At 37.5% G+C, this 15,355-nt stretch carries 16 protein-coding genes and 1 pseudogene; 12 read left to right on the top strand and 5 right to left on the bottom strand.

Annotated elements, in window-relative coordinates; all coding sequences use genetic code 11:
* Positions 1 to 4 precede the first annotated feature (4 nt).
* The 4 genes and pseudogenes from B4Z47_RS24605 to B4Z47_RS16925 form a co-directional block, all read left to right on the top strand.
* A pseudogene (locus tag B4Z47_RS24605) lies at positions 5 to 181 on the top strand (histidine kinase); the annotation flags it as partial.
* Entirely contained in the window at positions 173 to 547 is a 375-nt protein-coding gene (locus tag B4Z47_RS16935) for an ATP-binding protein (RefSeq protein ID WP_349676666.1), read from the top strand. The pseudogene B4Z47_RS24605 and the gene B4Z47_RS16935, both read left to right, overlap by 9 nt.
* Positions 544 to 1,293 carry a LytR/AlgR family response regulator transcription factor gene (locus B4Z47_RS16930; protein WP_070568500.1) on the top strand — a complete coding sequence of 250 codons (750 nt, stop codon included), beginning with the start codon at positions 544 to 546 and terminating at the stop codon, positions 1,291 to 1,293. Before B4Z47_RS16935 ends, B4Z47_RS16930 begins: the two co-directional genes overlap by 4 nt.
* Positions 1,294 to 1,326: 33 nt before the next feature.
* Entirely contained in the window at positions 1,327 to 1,701 is a 375-nt protein-coding gene (locus B4Z47_RS16925; protein ID WP_070568498.1) for a hypothetical protein, read from the top strand.
* Positions 1,702 to 1,826: 125 nt separating this feature from the next.
* On the opposite strand, the gene B4Z47_RS16920 is transcribed toward B4Z47_RS16925, so the two are convergent.
* On the bottom strand, positions 1,827 to 2,810 hold the full coding sequence (locus B4Z47_RS16920; RefSeq protein ID WP_070568495.1) for a type I glyceraldehyde-3-phosphate dehydrogenase: 984 nt from the start codon (positions 2,808 to 2,810) through the stop codon (positions 1,827 to 1,829).
* Positions 2,811 to 3,056: 246 nt separating this feature from the next.
* Complete coding sequence (locus B4Z47_RS16915) at positions 3,057 to 3,836, bottom strand: AraC family transcriptional regulator (protein WP_070568799.1); 780 nt, start codon at positions 3,834 to 3,836, stop codon at positions 3,057 to 3,059.
* A 91-nt stretch (positions 3,837 to 3,927) separates the two neighbouring features.
* Here B4Z47_RS16915 and B4Z47_RS16910 point away from each other — a divergent pair, with 91 nt between their 5' ends.
* The 7 genes from B4Z47_RS16910 (at position 3,928) to B4Z47_RS16880 (ending at position 10,595) form a co-directional block, all read left to right on the top strand.
* Positions 3,928 to 4,179 (top strand): hypothetical protein, encoded by a 252-nt coding sequence (locus tag B4Z47_RS16910; RefSeq protein ID WP_115048180.1) that lies wholly within the window; start codon positions 3,928 to 3,930, stop codon positions 4,177 to 4,179.
* Entirely contained in the window at positions 4,166 to 5,500 is a 1,335-nt protein-coding gene (locus B4Z47_RS16905; protein ID WP_115048182.1) for a TolC family protein, read from the top strand. The genes B4Z47_RS16910 and B4Z47_RS16905 overlap by 14 nt, the downstream gene beginning before the upstream one ends.
* Positions 5,501 to 5,510: 10 nt before the next feature.
* Complete coding sequence (locus B4Z47_RS16900) at positions 5,511 to 6,557, top strand: HlyD family secretion protein (RefSeq protein ID WP_115048184.1); 1,047 nt, start codon at positions 5,511 to 5,513, stop codon at positions 6,555 to 6,557.
* A 2-nt stretch (positions 6,558 to 6,559) separates the two neighbouring features.
* Positions 6,560 to 8,149: an MFS transporter gene (locus B4Z47_RS16895; protein ID WP_115048186.1), complete on the top strand. Its 1,590-nt coding sequence runs from the start codon at positions 6,560 to 6,562 to the stop codon at positions 8,147 to 8,149.
* A gap of 219 nt (positions 8,150 to 8,368) precedes the next feature.
* Positions 8,369 to 8,956 carry a Crp/Fnr family transcriptional regulator gene (locus tag B4Z47_RS16890; protein WP_115048188.1) on the top strand — a complete coding sequence of 196 codons (588 nt, stop codon included), beginning with the start codon at positions 8,369 to 8,371 and terminating at the stop codon, positions 8,954 to 8,956.
* 54 nt (positions 8,957 to 9,010) lie between these two features.
* Positions 9,011 to 9,700, top strand: a complete 690-nt coding sequence (locus B4Z47_RS16885) for an MBL fold metallo-hydrolase (protein ID WP_115048190.1) — start codon at positions 9,011 to 9,013, stop codon at positions 9,698 to 9,700.
* A 484-nt stretch (positions 9,701 to 10,184) separates the two neighbouring features.
* The gene (locus B4Z47_RS16880) at positions 10,185 to 10,595 is read left to right on the top strand and encodes a hypothetical protein (protein WP_147282025.1); all 411 of its coding nucleotides are present in this window, start codon (positions 10,185 to 10,187) and stop codon (positions 10,593 to 10,595) included.
* Between the two features lie 102 nt (positions 10,596 to 10,697).
* Here the strand turns inward: B4Z47_RS16880 and B4Z47_RS16875 are convergent, their stop codons facing one another.
* The 3 genes from B4Z47_RS16875 to B4Z47_RS16865 form a co-directional block, all read right to left on the bottom strand.
* Positions 10,698 to 11,684 (bottom strand): DUF1259 domain-containing protein, encoded by a 987-nt coding sequence (locus tag B4Z47_RS16875; RefSeq protein ID WP_201303517.1) that lies wholly within the window; start codon positions 11,682 to 11,684, stop codon positions 10,698 to 10,700.
* Positions 11,685 to 11,799: 115 nt separating this feature from the next.
* The gene (locus B4Z47_RS16870; protein WP_286727698.1) at positions 11,800 to 12,324 is read right to left on the bottom strand and encodes a hypothetical protein; all 525 of its coding nucleotides are present in this window, start codon (positions 12,322 to 12,324) and stop codon (positions 11,800 to 11,802) included.
* A gap of 79 nt (positions 12,325 to 12,403) precedes the next feature.
* Positions 12,404 to 13,246, bottom strand: a complete 843-nt coding sequence (locus B4Z47_RS16865; RefSeq protein ID WP_115048197.1) for a chromate resistance protein ChrB domain-containing protein — start codon at positions 13,244 to 13,246, stop codon at positions 12,404 to 12,406.
* Positions 13,247 to 13,618: 372 nt separating this feature from the next.
* Here B4Z47_RS16865 and B4Z47_RS16860 point away from each other — a divergent pair, with 372 nt between their 5' ends.
* Complete coding sequence (locus B4Z47_RS16860) at positions 13,619 to 15,259, top strand: hypothetical protein (protein ID WP_147282027.1); 1,641 nt, start codon at positions 13,619 to 13,621, stop codon at positions 15,257 to 15,259.
* Positions 15,260 to 15,355 lie beyond the last annotated feature (96 nt).

Raw genomic sequence — 15,355 nt, 5'->3', positions numbered from 1 at the left:
TCATTTTCTTTTCAATTCGCTCGCTAGCATTCAGAGTTTTATAAATAACAATGATGTGGACAATGCAAATAGGTATTTAAGCAAATTTGCCCGTCTCACCCGAAATGTGCTGGATAGTGAATCGGTAAATACACTCACGGATGAGCGCAATCTTTTAACCGATTATCTTCAGATGGAACAGCTACGATTTGGTTTTGAATATGCGATTGATGTTAGCGATCTTGATCCTAATAACATCGAAATACCAACAATGCTCCTACAACCATTGGTTGAAAATGCCATAAAACATGGGATATCAGAATTGAAGGAACGTGGAAAGGTTAGCTTATATTTTGAGAGGAAGGAGAGTGATATGGTAATAACTATATTTGATAATGGTCGAGGGTATGATATAGCACATACACCATTCGGATTAGGAATCAGGTTAACCAATGAGCGTATACAGCTTTGGAATGAATTGCATCCAGAGACAAATATTTTCATAGATACAGAATCTAAAAGTACGGGGACATGCGTATCTTTAATTTTTAAAAACTGGTTATTATGATACGTGCTATTTTAGTGGACGATGAAATTTCAAATACCAAAAATTTAAAGGCGCTATTGGCTAAGTATTGTCCACATGTTGAAGTTGTGGCAATCGCAAATACGATTACTGAAGCAGCGAGCTTAATTAAAAATAATAGACCCAATTTGGTATTTCTTGATATAGAAATGGGGAGTCAGACAGGTTTTGACCTGCTTAAGGATTTTGAAACAATAGACTTTCAGGTCATTTTTGTTACAGCATACAACCAATATGGTATACAAGCCATAAAACATGCGGCATTAGATTATCTTCTAAAACCCATTGATATAGACGAGCTCAAATTGGCCGTTGAAAAGGCTTGCAAAAAAGTAAGTACAATAGTGCAGAATCCCGGGGTAGAATTTCTGATTCAGCAGTTGACATCGAAACAGAGGGTGCCTCAGAAGATAGCTCTTGCTTTTCAAAACGAAACTCGATACTTACTCATTAGCGATATTATACGTTGCGAAGCAGACGATACATATACCGTTTTTCACTTACTAAATGAAGAGAAAATAATTTCTTCAAAACCGTTAAGAGAATACAGCGAAATACTAATTCCACACAACTTTATTCGAACACACCAAAGTCACCTTATAAACCCTTTTTATATCCAAAGTTGGCTTAAGGAAGACGGCGGGACTTTACTATTGGCAAACCGTGAGAAAATACCAGTATCTAAACCAAACCGTGAGCGCGTAAAAAACGCTTTGGCACAATTGTAAAACAACTTGGACCTGCAAAAATGGGAAACGGGTATGCATGAATTACGCTCAGTATACGACAGTTTACCCCCGAATGAAAAAGCAAGTTGTCTTATTTGGGGCAAACATTACTCGCAGGAGGGTGCAGTCGAACTGATGAAGAGTACATATGGGCTTCCGAACGCCTTTTGTTATCACGGTAGCTTCTATAACTGGGCACCGACAGGCCGGATGCCCCAAACGGTGATTGCCATTTGTTATAACGATACCGGTGACAATTTCTTTTGTCCTTTTTTCGAAAAAGTTGTTCCTGTGCGAAAATTATATAGTCCCTATGCAAGTAGCGAAGATTGGGTGCTGCAAACGATCTATCGCTGTAAAAAACCTAAGCAGGACTTTAACAAAATGAAAGATTTGTTTAAAAGTTGAATATTTGAATACTCATGCTGCTTACTTTATTTGACTGGGCTGCAAGAAGTATAAAATTGTATTAAGAAGGGGCTATCTAACCTTTAGATAACGCCTCGCACGTTAAGTTCTTCGTTGCTACCGCACTAAATCGATTGAATTTGTCTGATCATTTGGTTGGTAAATCCCCATTCATTGTCATACCAAGCCATCACTTTCACCAGGTCGCCATCGACAACTCGAGTCATTTCTAGATCTACTGTCGCTGCAAATGGACTTTTGATAATATCGGTAGATACCAAGGGCTCGTCGGTTACCGTTAGCACCTTTTTATAGCGATCAGTTTTTGACTCTTCGATCAAAATTTGGTTGATCTCTTCGATTGTGGTGGACCTTTCTGCAATAAACGTAATATCGGAGATGGATCCTACTGGAACAGGTACCCTAACAGCTATACCGTCAAACTTTCCGGCGTATTGCGGAAGTGCTTTTGTCGTCGCTATTGCAGCCCCCGTGGCCGCGGGGGCAAGGTTAATGCCTGCAGCCCGTCCCATACGCGGTTCTTTTTTTGATGGAGCGTCGACCAATGCCTGTGAAGCTGTATAACCGTGTGTGGTATTTAGTATGGCCTTTTTTATTCCCAGTCTCCTGCCTAATATTTCGATTACTGGACTTATATTGTTGGTGGTACAACTTGCGCATGAAAAAACAGACACCCTGCCATCTTCGGTATTTACTCCATGGACCACTGTCGGCGTATCTTTAGTAGGACCAGAAATGACGACAAATTTTGCTCCAGAAGTCAAGTGTTTTTCAGCGTCCGGTTTGTTTGTGAAAATACCCGTACTCTCTATAACGATATCCGCTTGGATATCTTTCCAAGGTAACTTTTCAATCTCCCTGATACTTGTATATTTAACCACCTTTCCATCGACCACAATTGTATCTCCTTCGATACGCACATCTTTTTCATATTTCCCATAGTTACTATCGTATTTAAGCAGATATGCGGCGTTTTCAATACTCATCAGATCATTAATTCCAACGACCTCAAGATCGGCAGTTTCTGTTATTATTTTTAAGGCAGCGCGTCCGATGCGACCAAATCCATTAATTGCTATCTTTTTCATCCTATTCCTTTTAAATCTGTTTATATTATTTCTTTTGTTTTTATATATAGACTAAGTTCTTTTATTTTTCGAAAAAAAAGATTGACATGGATCAAGAATTTCGCTTAACTAAAGTTACTCCATTAGTTTTCAGGGATTAGGGGGCGAATGCAGTTGATATGGGCCTATCGGTATTGAACTATGACAGAGTTCTGACCATAATGCGCAGATCAAAGCGAGTACAGGCGGACTGTAAAGTTTTATTCCTTACTTCATTTTAAACTCCGTAGGTCTCATGTTTGTAAGCAGATAAAAGTTATTGCTAAAAGCCGCTATATTTGAATAGCCAATATCATACGCAATCTCGGTCATATTCAAATCTGTATCGTTGATTAATTCCATTGCCTTAATAATCCGTAGCATTTTTAAATACTGAACAAATGTAATGTGCAGTTTGGTTTGGAATAATCTGGTCAAACTACGAACACTCATTCCCGATTGCTGAGCAATAAAAGCTAAGCTTAGATTTTCATTTAGTCGATTTCTAAAACTCTCAATTATGGTATTTAGCCTTTGATCGTCAGTTGTAGGAAGTTGTATGGAGAATTTTTTGAGATTTTCTTTTGATAATACACCTTTAAGCGTGATTAAAAATTCAAACTCCCACGAACCTTTGTAATAATTACCTTGCCACTTCTCACTAAAAGAAAGCATCTCTGCCAGCAGCTTACTCACCGGATAAATCCCCAACTCCTCATAAAAATTACCAACACTTTCCTCCGGAAAATAAATATTGATAATAGACAGGTCCTGGGTGTTGAACATCAGGTTGTGCCGATAATTTTTTGGTATCCAGATATAATGATTTGAGGGAATATAGAAATCCTTTTCGTCAGTCTGCAGGTAAGCAATCCCGCCATAAACCAATAACAACTGAGCCTTCTTGTGCTGGTGGGCAGGCAAACGTTGTTCTGTCTGCTGTCGCATCACCAGGATAGAATCAGGATTTTGATCAACAATATGTATGATTTGGCTCAGAATTTCCATATGGCCAAATTTAACAAATATTAGGCTAATTATATAAAATGATACTTCGCCATGCTGGATACTTTTGATATGTAATAATAGTAAAGTCATTATGAAACATAAAATCATAACATCGCGCAAAGATTTTCAACTTGAAACACAAGACCAAAAGTCTGCTAATAAATTACATCATTCAGATGAAGGAATTGACAGTGCACATATTTTCTGGTTTGCTTATGGGTATAATTATGCTTTTATGCCAATGGTAGATTTAACTTTTGCTTTTGATGAATTGAAAAAGATTGTAAAACCATGGCTAGTAAAAAGAAATAAATATATAAACAAAACCGATGAAACAATATAAAATAGTCCCGATTTTGAGCTTATTGTTAACCCTATTTGTACAATCAGTCTATGCTCAAAATATAGCTAATGAGCTGGTATTAAGCTTGGAAGAAATTTGGAAAGTAGCCGAAACAAATAACCGTCAACTGAAACTATCCGATCTACATCTTCAGCAGAGCAATTTGGAAATATTGGAAGCGAAAGATCGTTTGTTGCCTGAGCTTTTTGTTGGTGGAGATGCAAAACTCAATTCCAAATTCCTGATCTATGACAATGGATTATTTTCTTCTCCGCAGGATGTGCCTGTAAAAGGTTATGGTTACAGCGTGGGTTACAACCTGAACGTCAATCTTTACAATGGTGGTAAGGACAAAAGAAACATCGCCATGAAAAAGGAAGAGGCGATACGTACACAATATGAAGTCGATCTGCAAAAACACAGTGTAAAATACAATGTTGCAGCGGCTTACTTTGATCTGTATAAGTTTCTGCATTTCCAGGATTTTCTTGCTGCAGAAATTGAAGCCGAAAAAAAACAATTGACACTGGTAGCAAGCTTGCATAAAAATGGCACCGTGCTAAAGAGCGATGTATTAAGAACCTCCGTGAAATTAGCGCAACTGGAACTCAGCCTTTCTGATATCGCGAAGAAGATTGAAATCGCTAAACAACGGCTCAATATCCTGATGGGGAAAGAAAATGATGCTGAGCTTGAAATAAAATACCAAGATACAATCGAGTTAAAGGTTATCACTCAAGGTGGTTATGAGGATTATCTAGACATCGCATTTAACAAATCGCCGGAATACAAGATAGCCTATAGCGCTGTCAAATTGAGTGAAATGAACATCAAGCAGGTAAAAGCGACGCTGTTACCTAAAATCTCCTTGTATTCAACTTACAATTACACCTATCCGCAGATTTCATTTTATCCATATTCGAATGATCTATGGGGATTTGGTCAGACCGGGATCAAAGTCCAGTTTCCTATTGATAATCTATACAAAAGCAAGCATTCCGTCGCTCATGCTCAAGCGATCAGTAATGAGGCAAGAGAAAAAGCAAATATTAAAAAAGAGGAGATCTACCTTGAGGTAAAAGAGGCTTATTTACAGCAAAAACAGGCCTTGGAAAGCATGGAAACAGCAGAGCAAAATATCATTAAAACCGCCGAAACTGCTCGTGTTATCAGAAGTAGCTACTTAAACCAGGAATCCCTTCTGACCGATCTTCTGGAAGCCGAAAATGCTTTGTTGGAAGCTAAATTTAATCTGACAACAGCACAAACAAACGTTAAACTTAAGAATATCAGGCTATTGGCAATTATCGGAATTCTTTAATACAAATATCATGAACAAAAATAAAACAGATAAAATTGTTGTAGACCTAACCAAATGGCTCGGTATCACATTATTCGTGGGAATTATTATTTGGGCAGCTGTTTATTTCTTCGAAGGATATCGCTATGAACAGACCAACGACGCTCAGATTGATGCCTATCTTTCCCCGATAAATGCAAAAGTAGGGGGCTATATCCGTAAAATATATTATAAGGACAATCAGCAGGTAAAAAAAGGCGATACCCTTGTAGTGATCGAACAGGACGAGTACGGGTTAAAGAGAGATGCTGCGTCAGCAGAACTCATGAGCGCGCAGGCCAAATTACCGATCTTGGCGGCAAGCGAGGAAACGCAGGTTAAAAGCATTGCCGTCATTAAGGCCCAATTGGAAGGTGCTAAAGCACGATTGAACCAGCAGCAAAAAGAATTTGACCGCTATAAAAATCTACTCGCGGACGAATCGACCACACAACAAAAATTCGACAACATCAGTGCTACTTTATTCATCACCCAATCAGATTATGACCAGACAAAAGCTTCTTTGCAGGTCGCTGAATCCAAATTAAATGATTTCAGGGTACAGCACAATGCTATAAAGGCAGAAATAAAGATCAAAGAAGCACTTCTCAAAAGACAAGAGTTGGATATTCGATATGCCGTTATCACAGCACCTTTTGATGGACAAATCGGGAAAAAGACCATTCAGGCGGGACAACTGATACAGCCCGGACAGACATTGGCATTCCTGGTGAACAGAGCCGAGGAAAAGTGGGTAATGGCAAATTTTAAAGAAACACAGATTGGGAAATTCAAAATCGGTCAAGCGGTATCTATTGAAGTCGATGCTTTTCCGAATGAGAAATTCAACGGCAGTATCGAGTCCCTTTCGCCAACCACAGGATCCCGGTATTCGCTGCTTCCGCCAGATAATGCTACCGGTAATTTTGTTAAAATTATCCAACGGATTCCTGTTCGAATTAAACTGACCGATATACCCGAAAAATTAACTAAGCTATCTGCCGGAATGAATGCGAATGTTTACGTTTTAAAAAACTAACGATGCAAGTACACAAAATACCGATTTTTAAATCCTGGGTATCCGAATGGAAGGCAAGGTCTGTCATATTTGCTATTCTCATGACGAGTCTGTTTAGTTTTGCCTTTTACGGAAGTCCAGGTGCCGCGATGGGCTTTTACGGAATACAAGCTACCGATGTACAATATGGTATGGTCGTTATCTATGGTTCAACCGTAGCTTTCCTGGCGCTGGATTTTAGAATCATAAAGTATTTCGCGCCAAGGGAATATCTACTGCTGGCACTTGGGGTAAATGTGCTATGTGCTGTGGTTTGTTTTTATTTCAGAGATTGGATATTATTTGTTTTCTGTCAGTTTTTGCAGGGCATTACCTGTGCATTAATGTCGGGCATTGTGTTACAGCTTATTTTTCCAAGGTTACAGTCTGTACGTGCCCGTGTGATTGCTTACAGCCTCCTTTATGGCAGTATACAAATAGCGGTGCCATTTTACTCCATCTATATCAGTGTCATCCTTTATTTCTTTGATTTCAACTGGATATTCTACGGATTTGTTATTGTAGTCATTATGCTGACAAGTGTTGTTTTACTTACCATGAACGGTAAGGCCCGGTTTACCAGAAAAATACCACTGTATCAGGTGGACTGGATCGGCTATTTACTTTATGTGTCTTTTATCATGATCGTAGGATATATCCTTGTGTACGGACGACAACTGGGATGGTTTGATAGTTCATTAATCAGCACACTTTGTTTAGTTAATTTAATTATTCTTTCTCTTTTTATTAGCAGAGAATTAAAACTTAAAAGACCATTAATCAATTTACAGATTTTTAGGGCAAAGAATTTCGTTATTGGACTTTTGCTTCTTTTTACCTTTTATATCTTTAAAGGAAGCACTGGGCTAGCCTATGGTTATCTTGAAGTAATTTTAGGAAACCATCCATTGAGTACCATTCCGGTATGGATTGCTGTGATTGCTGGAACTATACTGAGTATGTTTATCACTTCTCGATTTGTCTTGATGGGGTACAACCTGATCAGGATGATTATTGTTGGTTTTGGGTTGATGGCGGTATATTATACCTATATGATACTATTTGTTTCTGTACAGGGTGAAACAACCGACTTCCTTCTGCCTATGTTTATGTATGGCGCGGCAACAGGGGTGTTGTTTGTTCCGATTGTTTCATTTACCGCCGCGTCAGCACCTTCCAAAATTGCCATCAATGCCTCTCTGATTGGTATATTTTCAAGGTTCATAGGATTTACAGCTAGTCTGGCGCTTAACAACGAACTTCAATTATTTGCAAAATCATCCGTAAGGGAAAAAGTTCGGGAATCACTCACGGAGACGAACCCTCAGTTGCCTGTTACCTTATTGGATATTCAGGCACAATACGCAAATGCAGGCAGCGATATATATACGTCTAAAATAGTATCCTCGGGCTACTTGAATCAGATGGTAGGTCAGCAGATATTGGCTCGTGCTATTAGGGATTATTATGATTTAATGTTAACAGGTTTAATTTTTGTCATTCTTATTTTAGTACTCTTACCTCAAATTCAACATGTTGTTTTGAAACTAAGAAAGGGAAATGTTCCTTATTAAGATATTGATATTTCAGAAATTATCATCGCGAAATATTCTCCAACCATGCCAAAAGAATCCGGGCGTTTAAATACGCATACTATGACACAGGTAGGTGGAGAAATCCGAACAAAGAGAGCAACTTTTTTCTATAGTCAATTATTGTTAATTTTGTATGCAGGATTTGGTATGGGACCCCGAGCTTTTTAACAACAGCAATAGAAAACACAACATGATGATATGACAGATGCACTAATAAAACATCTATTCTCGATAGGGGTAATGTCAGCTGAGGAAATGAATTTTTCTGTTCAGTTCTTCAAACCACACGATTTGAAAAAGGGTGATTTTTTTATTCGTGCGGACGAACCCTGTCGTCATATTGGATTTATATTCAGTGGTGCGGTAAAAGCATATGCCATCGACAAGGAGGGGAAAGAAAATATAACTTGTTTCAAATTTGAAAATGAGTTTGTAACCTCATTTCCAGAGTTTGTCGCTCAGGAAAAATCCAGAAGGAGTATCAGGGCTGTAGAAGATAGTATAATTCATCGGATAAACTATGCTGACTATCAATATCTGCTTGGTCGAGTGACTTCTTGGAACAAGGTTATACAAGTTGTGATGGAACAGGAATATATCCAAAAGGAACAATACCTCCTGAATTACAATAATAAGTCAGCGCTCGATAAATATCATTATGTCCTTTCGAATGAACCAAAGCTCGTTCAGCGCATAGCGACACAAGACCTCGCCTCATATCTGGGCATCACGCAGCGATCTCTTACAAGAGCGAAGGGACAAATACATCGCGCCAAAGTATTATAGGACAAATGTCCTTATTTATTTCTATAGAGTGCCATAGTTTTGCAAAAAAAAGCTATGTTACATCAAATTGCCCAAGAAGTTTTTCATGTACCATTGATGCCACGAAATAGTATCAACTGCTATATAGTAGAGGGTGTGTTGGTTGATTGTGGGATACGCAGTTCATATAATACGGTGAAGGGAGCCCTTCAGAAAATATCCGTCCATCAACATGTGCTTACCCATGCCCATGCAGACCATCAGGGCTGTAGTGATCAACTATGTGATGAATTTGAAATACCTTTACTTTGCCATGAAAATGAAATTTTTAGGACTGAAACAGGTATGGTAACTAATGACTATCCAAATCCCAAACATTGGTTAGCAAAACTTCAACAAAAATACTGGGCGGGGCAGGGCCACAAAGTCGATGGTACACTCGTTGAAAATGATAGCATTGGAAACTTTCGGATCATAGAAACTCCAGGCCATTCAGGCGGTCATATTTCTTTATTCCGTGAGCGGGATGGTGTATTGATAATCGGGGATGCTGCTACAAATATGAACCTGCTCACTACAGTGCCTGGCCTAGGGCTCCCTCCAAAAATATTCACGTCGGATCAACAGCAAAACATCAGATCGCTCCAAAAGTTAGCAGGATTAAATCCTTCTATGATATGCTTTGGTCATGGCCCGGTCATGCGAAATACGGATCGAAAGTTTGAGCAATTTGTGGCCAAATGTGTATCGTGGTTTAATTCGTAAACTTCCAGTACAGACTCGTCAAGTAGGGAATTACAAATGAATAGACAGTATAAAACTCTTTTTTGAAATCCAGTTTTTGCGATGATTATCTAAAGATTAACATCCTGAAAATGGATATCTTCGTAGATTCAATATCGATTGGCCTGAAGCCATATCAAGATATCGTATCCACTGTCATAACTGTCCCAAAGAAAGGCTGGAAACATCTTATTGCCTTAGAAGTTTCAAGTAACTTAATATTATTCCGCTGTGCTCGGCTTCGTGAAAGTTAGCGGCTTGAAGCGCTTGGATATGATTATTGATGGAGAAGCCAATTGGTAAGCTGAACGATTGGTATTCAACAAATATACCTGATGCCAGGTCTTTATTAAAAGAAAGAAAGAGAAAAAATAGCCAATATTTTCAATGAATTAACTGTAGCATTATATAATCTAAATACGTTCTTTGGAATAAGTATAACCTAATCAATAAATCTGGCACAGAGATGAAAAGAAGATCGGCATTAGTTACATTATTAGTCGGCGGAATTGCAGTAATTTTTTCCTGCAGTAAAGATGAAAAGTTGCCAATGGCATCAATTATTGGTAAATGGGAGATAAAAGCTTCCATAAATGGATTTACCGGGCAGCGGGAAAATTTTGATAAAGGAAATGGTAAAATTGTACAATTTGGCGTGAAAGATTATTATTTCATGACGGGTAACAACACGACAAAAAAGGGGCTGTATTCCATTGAAAGAAAGCTAAGTAAAATAACAGGGAAGGAAGAATCTTATATCATATATGATGATGTCAAAGATGGCGTTCCACAGATCTATTCCGTTAGTTCAGAAGAATTGACCCTATCAATCGATGCAATGGATGGACCTACCGCTATTTACAGAAAGATAGATTAGCGTACATCCTATAGTCAAATTTAAAGTTGCCGTATATAATAAGCGCATATTACACCACGTCTTATCAAAAGTACAATGGAGCGTATAGATCAATTAATTCGATTAATGATTATGGCCATGCGATTTTTTGCCGAGTACAAGAAGTGCATCTCTGAAAGCTAGTGCTAGCTCCCTAGAAGGACCGACTCCAAAGTAATGAAGAAAGATCATGTGTGGATCATCTCCAAGCATATGGTTGTGGATTGCTACAATTTCGATATGGTGTTTCCTTAAAGTACTGATAACTTGATTGACCTCATGGTCTAACATTGCGATGTCACCAGCAATATAGGCTTCGTTTTCGGATCCGGTAAATGACGCCCAACTGTTTAAACCGATCGAGGATGTCATTTCGGCTCCCATTGCCATAATTTTTAAATCGAATCGTCCTACGGTATATTTGATTGTTGAGCCGTTTATCGCGGCCTCATGACCGATAATGTTATTTAATTCGGTAACATTAAATATCTTATCCCCTGGATCTTGTTTTTGATTCAGTGGTGCTGGTTGATTTCCAACAGCTATTTTAGTGTTTGAGATAGCTGCTGCGTATTTCTGAGCCAATTCGACTGGTTCCCCCATTCCGTGGATGTGCATATAAAAGATTCGGGGTTCTTCATAAAAGAAATGATTATGGATTGCCCCAACTTCCAGACCTGATTCAAGGGCAGCAGTAATAAGGGGATTTACTTCTTCCTGAAGTAGAACACAATCACTCATAAGCACAGCACTCTTTCCATCCATGGTCCTCTTTATCGCAGCCCATCCTCCAAAGCCAAAAGATATAGGAACATCCTTACCTTTGACGGTCACAGCTAGATCATTACGGGGAAAACTGGTATTATGTGTAACTTCTTTTGCGTTATATTTTCCTTTCTTTCCTAAAGCCTTTTCAATTCCTTGGATTTCAGCCTCGGTTAGATCATGCGTATTCGACGTGGTCGTAGAAAACGCATGAACTGTTTTAAGACCAACTAGTCCGCTGCCTGTTAGGAGCAATCCCATTTTCAATAGCGTTCTGCGTGACGTTAAATTTCTAAAATTTTTCATCCTGATCTATTATAGTTTGAAAATATTGATATGTATAAATAGTAAACTATCCCTTGCAACAAATGAACACCACTATTGTTGTTCATTTGGGAATTTTAATCGATCACCATTCGATTTAGAATATATATCCGAATTGAAAAGCAGCAGCAATAGAAATTTTTTGTTCATTGCCAAATCGGACGGGGAAGGGAGTTGCTAGAAAAAGTTTTCCAGCCTGACCATGTGTTATGACCTTGCTTAATACCGGTGTAAGCCCATATCGTCCGGAAGTTTCAAATGCAGCCCTGGCGATAAATGTGAATTCCTTTCCGATGGGAAATAATACGCCCGGATGGAACAAGAAATTGCTCATTTTGCTGTTCCCGGATGCTACTTTAATGTAGGGAACCATTTCCAGTGAAAATCCCAAGTGTCCTTCTCTAAGTATATTGATACCTGTCGGCATACCTACCTGATAGCTATCTTTAAAATTTGGCGTTATCGTACCAGATGATAGGGAAACAATGGGGTTTACTATACCAACATAAGCAACTAGTTTGCTCGGTTGTTGGGCTCTTAAATGTAATGATGATAAGAGTATAATAATGATCGCTGCACAAAAAGTTTTATTGTAAGAGGAGTGGTATCGGTTTAGTTTCATAATATCTGCTTTATAAAAGCAAGTATAACTAATACGTAACATCTCAAAATAGAATAAATTTTACTATTTTGTATATTCCTTACTTTTTAAAAGATTTCCTCCTATATTCTGAAGGATTACTTCCTGTAAATTTTTTAAAAATGCGCGTGAAATGACTTTGATCAGAAAAACCTGTCAGATAGGCAATGTCAGTAAGGGAAATTGAGCGGTCAGACATAAGTTCAATGGCTTTTTCTATTCTTTTTTTACGGATGTACTCACCATAATTTAAGTTTTCAAAATATTTTGAGAATTCGCGTGACAAATAGCTTGAACTAATATCCAGTTCTTCGGAAAGTTGATTTAAGCTTAATGTTGTATTTGTATCGATTTGATCCTGTATCATTTCCCGCAATAATGCAGTCCATTCCGGAGATTTTTCTTTTTGCTTATCATTTAAATGTTCATGATAGATTTTAAGGAGCAAAACCTCAGTTGGCCCTTCATTGCTATGTTTCAGTCGGTAGAGGTGTTGAGCCCAGCTATAAAGGCCGTCATAAATGACCATTCCGATCTCCAAAAGCTGATTGTCGTCCTTGATATTGTAAGCTAGACCTGAAAAAATCGCCTCGAGACCTGCAGATTGTGGCATTAAATCATGTCTATCCGTGTCCGCACCACGAACAATTGCAGCAATTCGTTTTAATGCCGGATCGTTTAATTCATGTTTTTTAAGGAAATAGTCAAATGTACACTCGTCTGCATAATGACTGTATTCTACACCAGGAATATCAAACGGAATGGCGTTCGTTTGTTTAGCAATTTCAAAGACCGTATCTAGGGGGGCATATATTATTTTTGCGTCCGGATTTATAAAACGCTTTATCAGCCATGGACAAGCAATCCTATCGATCTTTGGTCTTTCACGTGTAATCCAATCCATATCTTTTTTTCCGTCAAAATATTATGATTAAGATCAATAATTATTGTGTAAAAACAAAGGGAAGTATTTAATTTAAATTTTGAATTACTTGTTTAAAATTTAATTTCAATCGTTCGATAGCTTTCCAAAAAAAAGTATGGTATGGCGATCGCTTAACAAAATAGAGGTTAAACGATCGTCCAGATTTTTATAGATTTTTTTAATACATTTATTATAATAGCAATACATTGTCTTTTTATTCTGTTTTAAAAAAATACTTTCTTTATTAGTGTGTTTTATTATATTAGAGTGAAACTCTTTGAAAGATTAAGAGGGAGGTAATGCTTCATTCAAAACATAGCTAATAGATATTTAAACCAAAATCTTATCATTATGATCCATACCAAGCTTAGTATACACTGTAAGATTTTGGTATTCTTTTTTTTTCTTTCGAGCTGCACAACAGTAAATATACCAATAGCTAACTTAAATAAGGTTTCTCCAGGGGCAATGAATCAATTGACAAATGATTCTTTAGGACTAAAGATTGACTTCTATGGGAACGCAAACTTTGGATCTAAGTATCTAGATTTAAAAGATGTCAGGTCTATTTTTCGAAAAAGAAAGATAAAATTTCCATCAAAAAATATTGTTTTTTGGGGTACATATGATGTGACAAGAAATCCAATGTATTTTGTCGGCAGTTTGGAAACTTCTTTAGATGTCTCAAAGTTCACTGCAGATACGTCTATGTATAAATGTGTTTATTATCGTAGTATCCAGAAAAATAGAGATAATATAATAAGTCGTGTAGCGATCCCATACCACAGAGATTCATTTCTTTTGGTCAGTGAAGTTAGGACGGAAATCACCGATATGCAAGAAAGTGTTAAAGATGTTTTAAATGGCATAAAAACGTCCTACAATTCTTTGGTTTACGGAGAGAAATTTGTCGAGCAGAAGCCCGTTCAAGAACCAGATTATTATAATCTAGCTGAATCAATTTTTAAAGATAAGGGATATGCGAATTATTTGTCTACAAGAGATACGCTGGAAAAACTTGTTCTGCAAAATGAAGATAGCCAATTTGCCAACGAGCTATTAAAATCATATCGTTCGTTTCTTGGTGAAAGTGTTCAATATGATAACGAAACTAAACAAGAACAACAGTCAGTCGAAAAAACGGCTATTACCATTGACCAAATGGTAGAGAAAATTAAGGAACATCGAGTGGTTATGTTTAATGAGAATCATTTACAACCACGTTGTCGTTTGTTAATCAATCTTTTACTGCCAAAACTTTACAAAGAAGGCTTTAATGTCCTTGCTTTAGAAGGTCTATCCGAAGATGACGACCGAATTAATAAGCTGGGATTTCCAAACGTTGAGAGCGGATTTTACACCAGGGATCCTAATATGGCGAATCTCATCAGAACAGCAAGAATTTACGGCTTAAAAATAATAGGCTATGAAGATTTTGAAAACACAATCAATAGAGATCTACAGCAAGCTAAAAATCTGATTAGAAAAAGTGAAATCGTTACAAAAAATCAAGTTAAACTTATCGTATTAGCTGGCGGAGGACATATTGAAGAAGGAGATATCGGAGAAATCAAAAGTATGGCTCAATATTTTAAGAAACTAAGCAAAATTGACCCTTACACAATTAATCAAGTTAAGTTTTTATCTATTAACGATGTTAATGATTTGGTATATGTTATCGAGAGCAAGATATTGAATGGTTATGACTTGTATTTATCAAATAATCTGAATAGCGATAAAATAGTGATTGGAGCAAAAGATTTAAACCGCAGCTATAGTATACCGAATACTGATTCGACCAAATCAGGCACATCGGCCATTTACATTTATCATGAAAAGGAATATCAATTGGATAAAACAGCTATTCCAGTTTACTTGTCACTTTCTAAAAAGGATTCGCTACAGGTAGATCTTCCAAAAGGAGTCTATAGATATGTCAAGCGAGATCATTGTGGGGCTATCATTCATCAAGAAACTATTGTGGTAGAATGATTAAAACTTCGCGCAGGACATATTTTTAGCTTATGTTACTTGTCGTTGTTAAATGGACATAGGGGTTGAAGGTAAAACCATGTTCGAGAAGCTAAC

The organism is Sphingobacterium sp. UBA2610, from assembly GCF_002339225.1.
Classification (GTDB): domain Bacteria; phylum Bacteroidota; class Bacteroidia; order Sphingobacteriales; family Sphingobacteriaceae; genus Sphingobacterium; species Sphingobacterium multivorum.
Note: the sequence above shows the minus strand (reverse complement) of the source record. Positions and strands in the feature narration are given on the sequence as shown.

Excerpts from the sequence above, each read along its gene's own strand:
- B4Z47_RS16935 (WP_349676666.1), top strand. The coding sequence starts at position 173 with ATGGAACAGCTACGATTTGGTTTTGAATATGCGATTGATGTTAGCGAT.
- B4Z47_RS16930 (WP_070568500.1), top strand. The coding sequence starts at position 544 with ATGATACGTGCTATTTTAGTGGACGATGAAATTTCAAATACCAAAAAT.
- B4Z47_RS16925 (WP_070568498.1), top strand. The coding sequence starts at position 1,327 with ATGCATGAATTACGCTCAGTATACGACAGTTTACCCCCGAATGAAAAA.
- B4Z47_RS16920 (WP_070568495.1), bottom strand. The coding sequence starts at position 2,810 with ATGAAAAAGATAGCAATTAATGGATTTGGTCGCATCGGACGCGCTGCC.
- B4Z47_RS16915 (WP_070568799.1), bottom strand. The coding sequence starts at position 3,836 with ATGGAAATTCTGAGCCAAATCATACATATTGTTGATCAAAATCCTGAT.
- B4Z47_RS16910 (WP_115048180.1), top strand. The coding sequence starts at position 3,928 with ATGAAACATAAAATCATAACATCGCGCAAAGATTTTCAACTTGAAACA.
- B4Z47_RS16905 (WP_115048182.1), top strand. The coding sequence starts at position 4,166 with ATGAAACAATATAAAATAGTCCCGATTTTGAGCTTATTGTTAACCCTA.
- B4Z47_RS16900 (WP_115048184.1), top strand. The coding sequence starts at position 5,511 with ATGAACAAAAATAAAACAGATAAAATTGTTGTAGACCTAACCAAATGG.
- B4Z47_RS16895 (WP_115048186.1), top strand. The coding sequence starts at position 6,560 with ATGCAAGTACACAAAATACCGATTTTTAAATCCTGGGTATCCGAATGG.
- B4Z47_RS16890 (WP_115048188.1), top strand. The coding sequence starts at position 8,369 with ATGACAGATGCACTAATAAAACATCTATTCTCGATAGGGGTAATGTCA.
- B4Z47_RS16885 (WP_115048190.1), top strand. The coding sequence starts at position 9,011 with ATGTTACATCAAATTGCCCAAGAAGTTTTTCATGTACCATTGATGCCA.
- B4Z47_RS16880 (WP_147282025.1), top strand. The coding sequence starts at position 10,185 with ATGAAAAGAAGATCGGCATTAGTTACATTATTAGTCGGCGGAATTGCA.
- B4Z47_RS16875 (WP_201303517.1), bottom strand. The coding sequence starts at position 11,684 with ATGAAAAATTTTAGAAATTTAACGTCACGCAGAACGCTATTGAAAATG.
- B4Z47_RS16870 (WP_286727698.1), bottom strand. The coding sequence starts at position 12,324 with ATGAAACTAAACCGATACCACTCCTCTTACAATAAAACTTTTTGTGCA.
- B4Z47_RS16865 (WP_115048197.1), bottom strand. The coding sequence starts at position 13,246 with ATGGATTGGATTACACGTGAAAGACCAAAGATCGATAGGATTGCTTGT.
- B4Z47_RS16860 (WP_147282027.1), top strand. The coding sequence starts at position 13,619 with ATGATCCATACCAAGCTTAGTATACACTGTAAGATTTTGGTATTCTTT.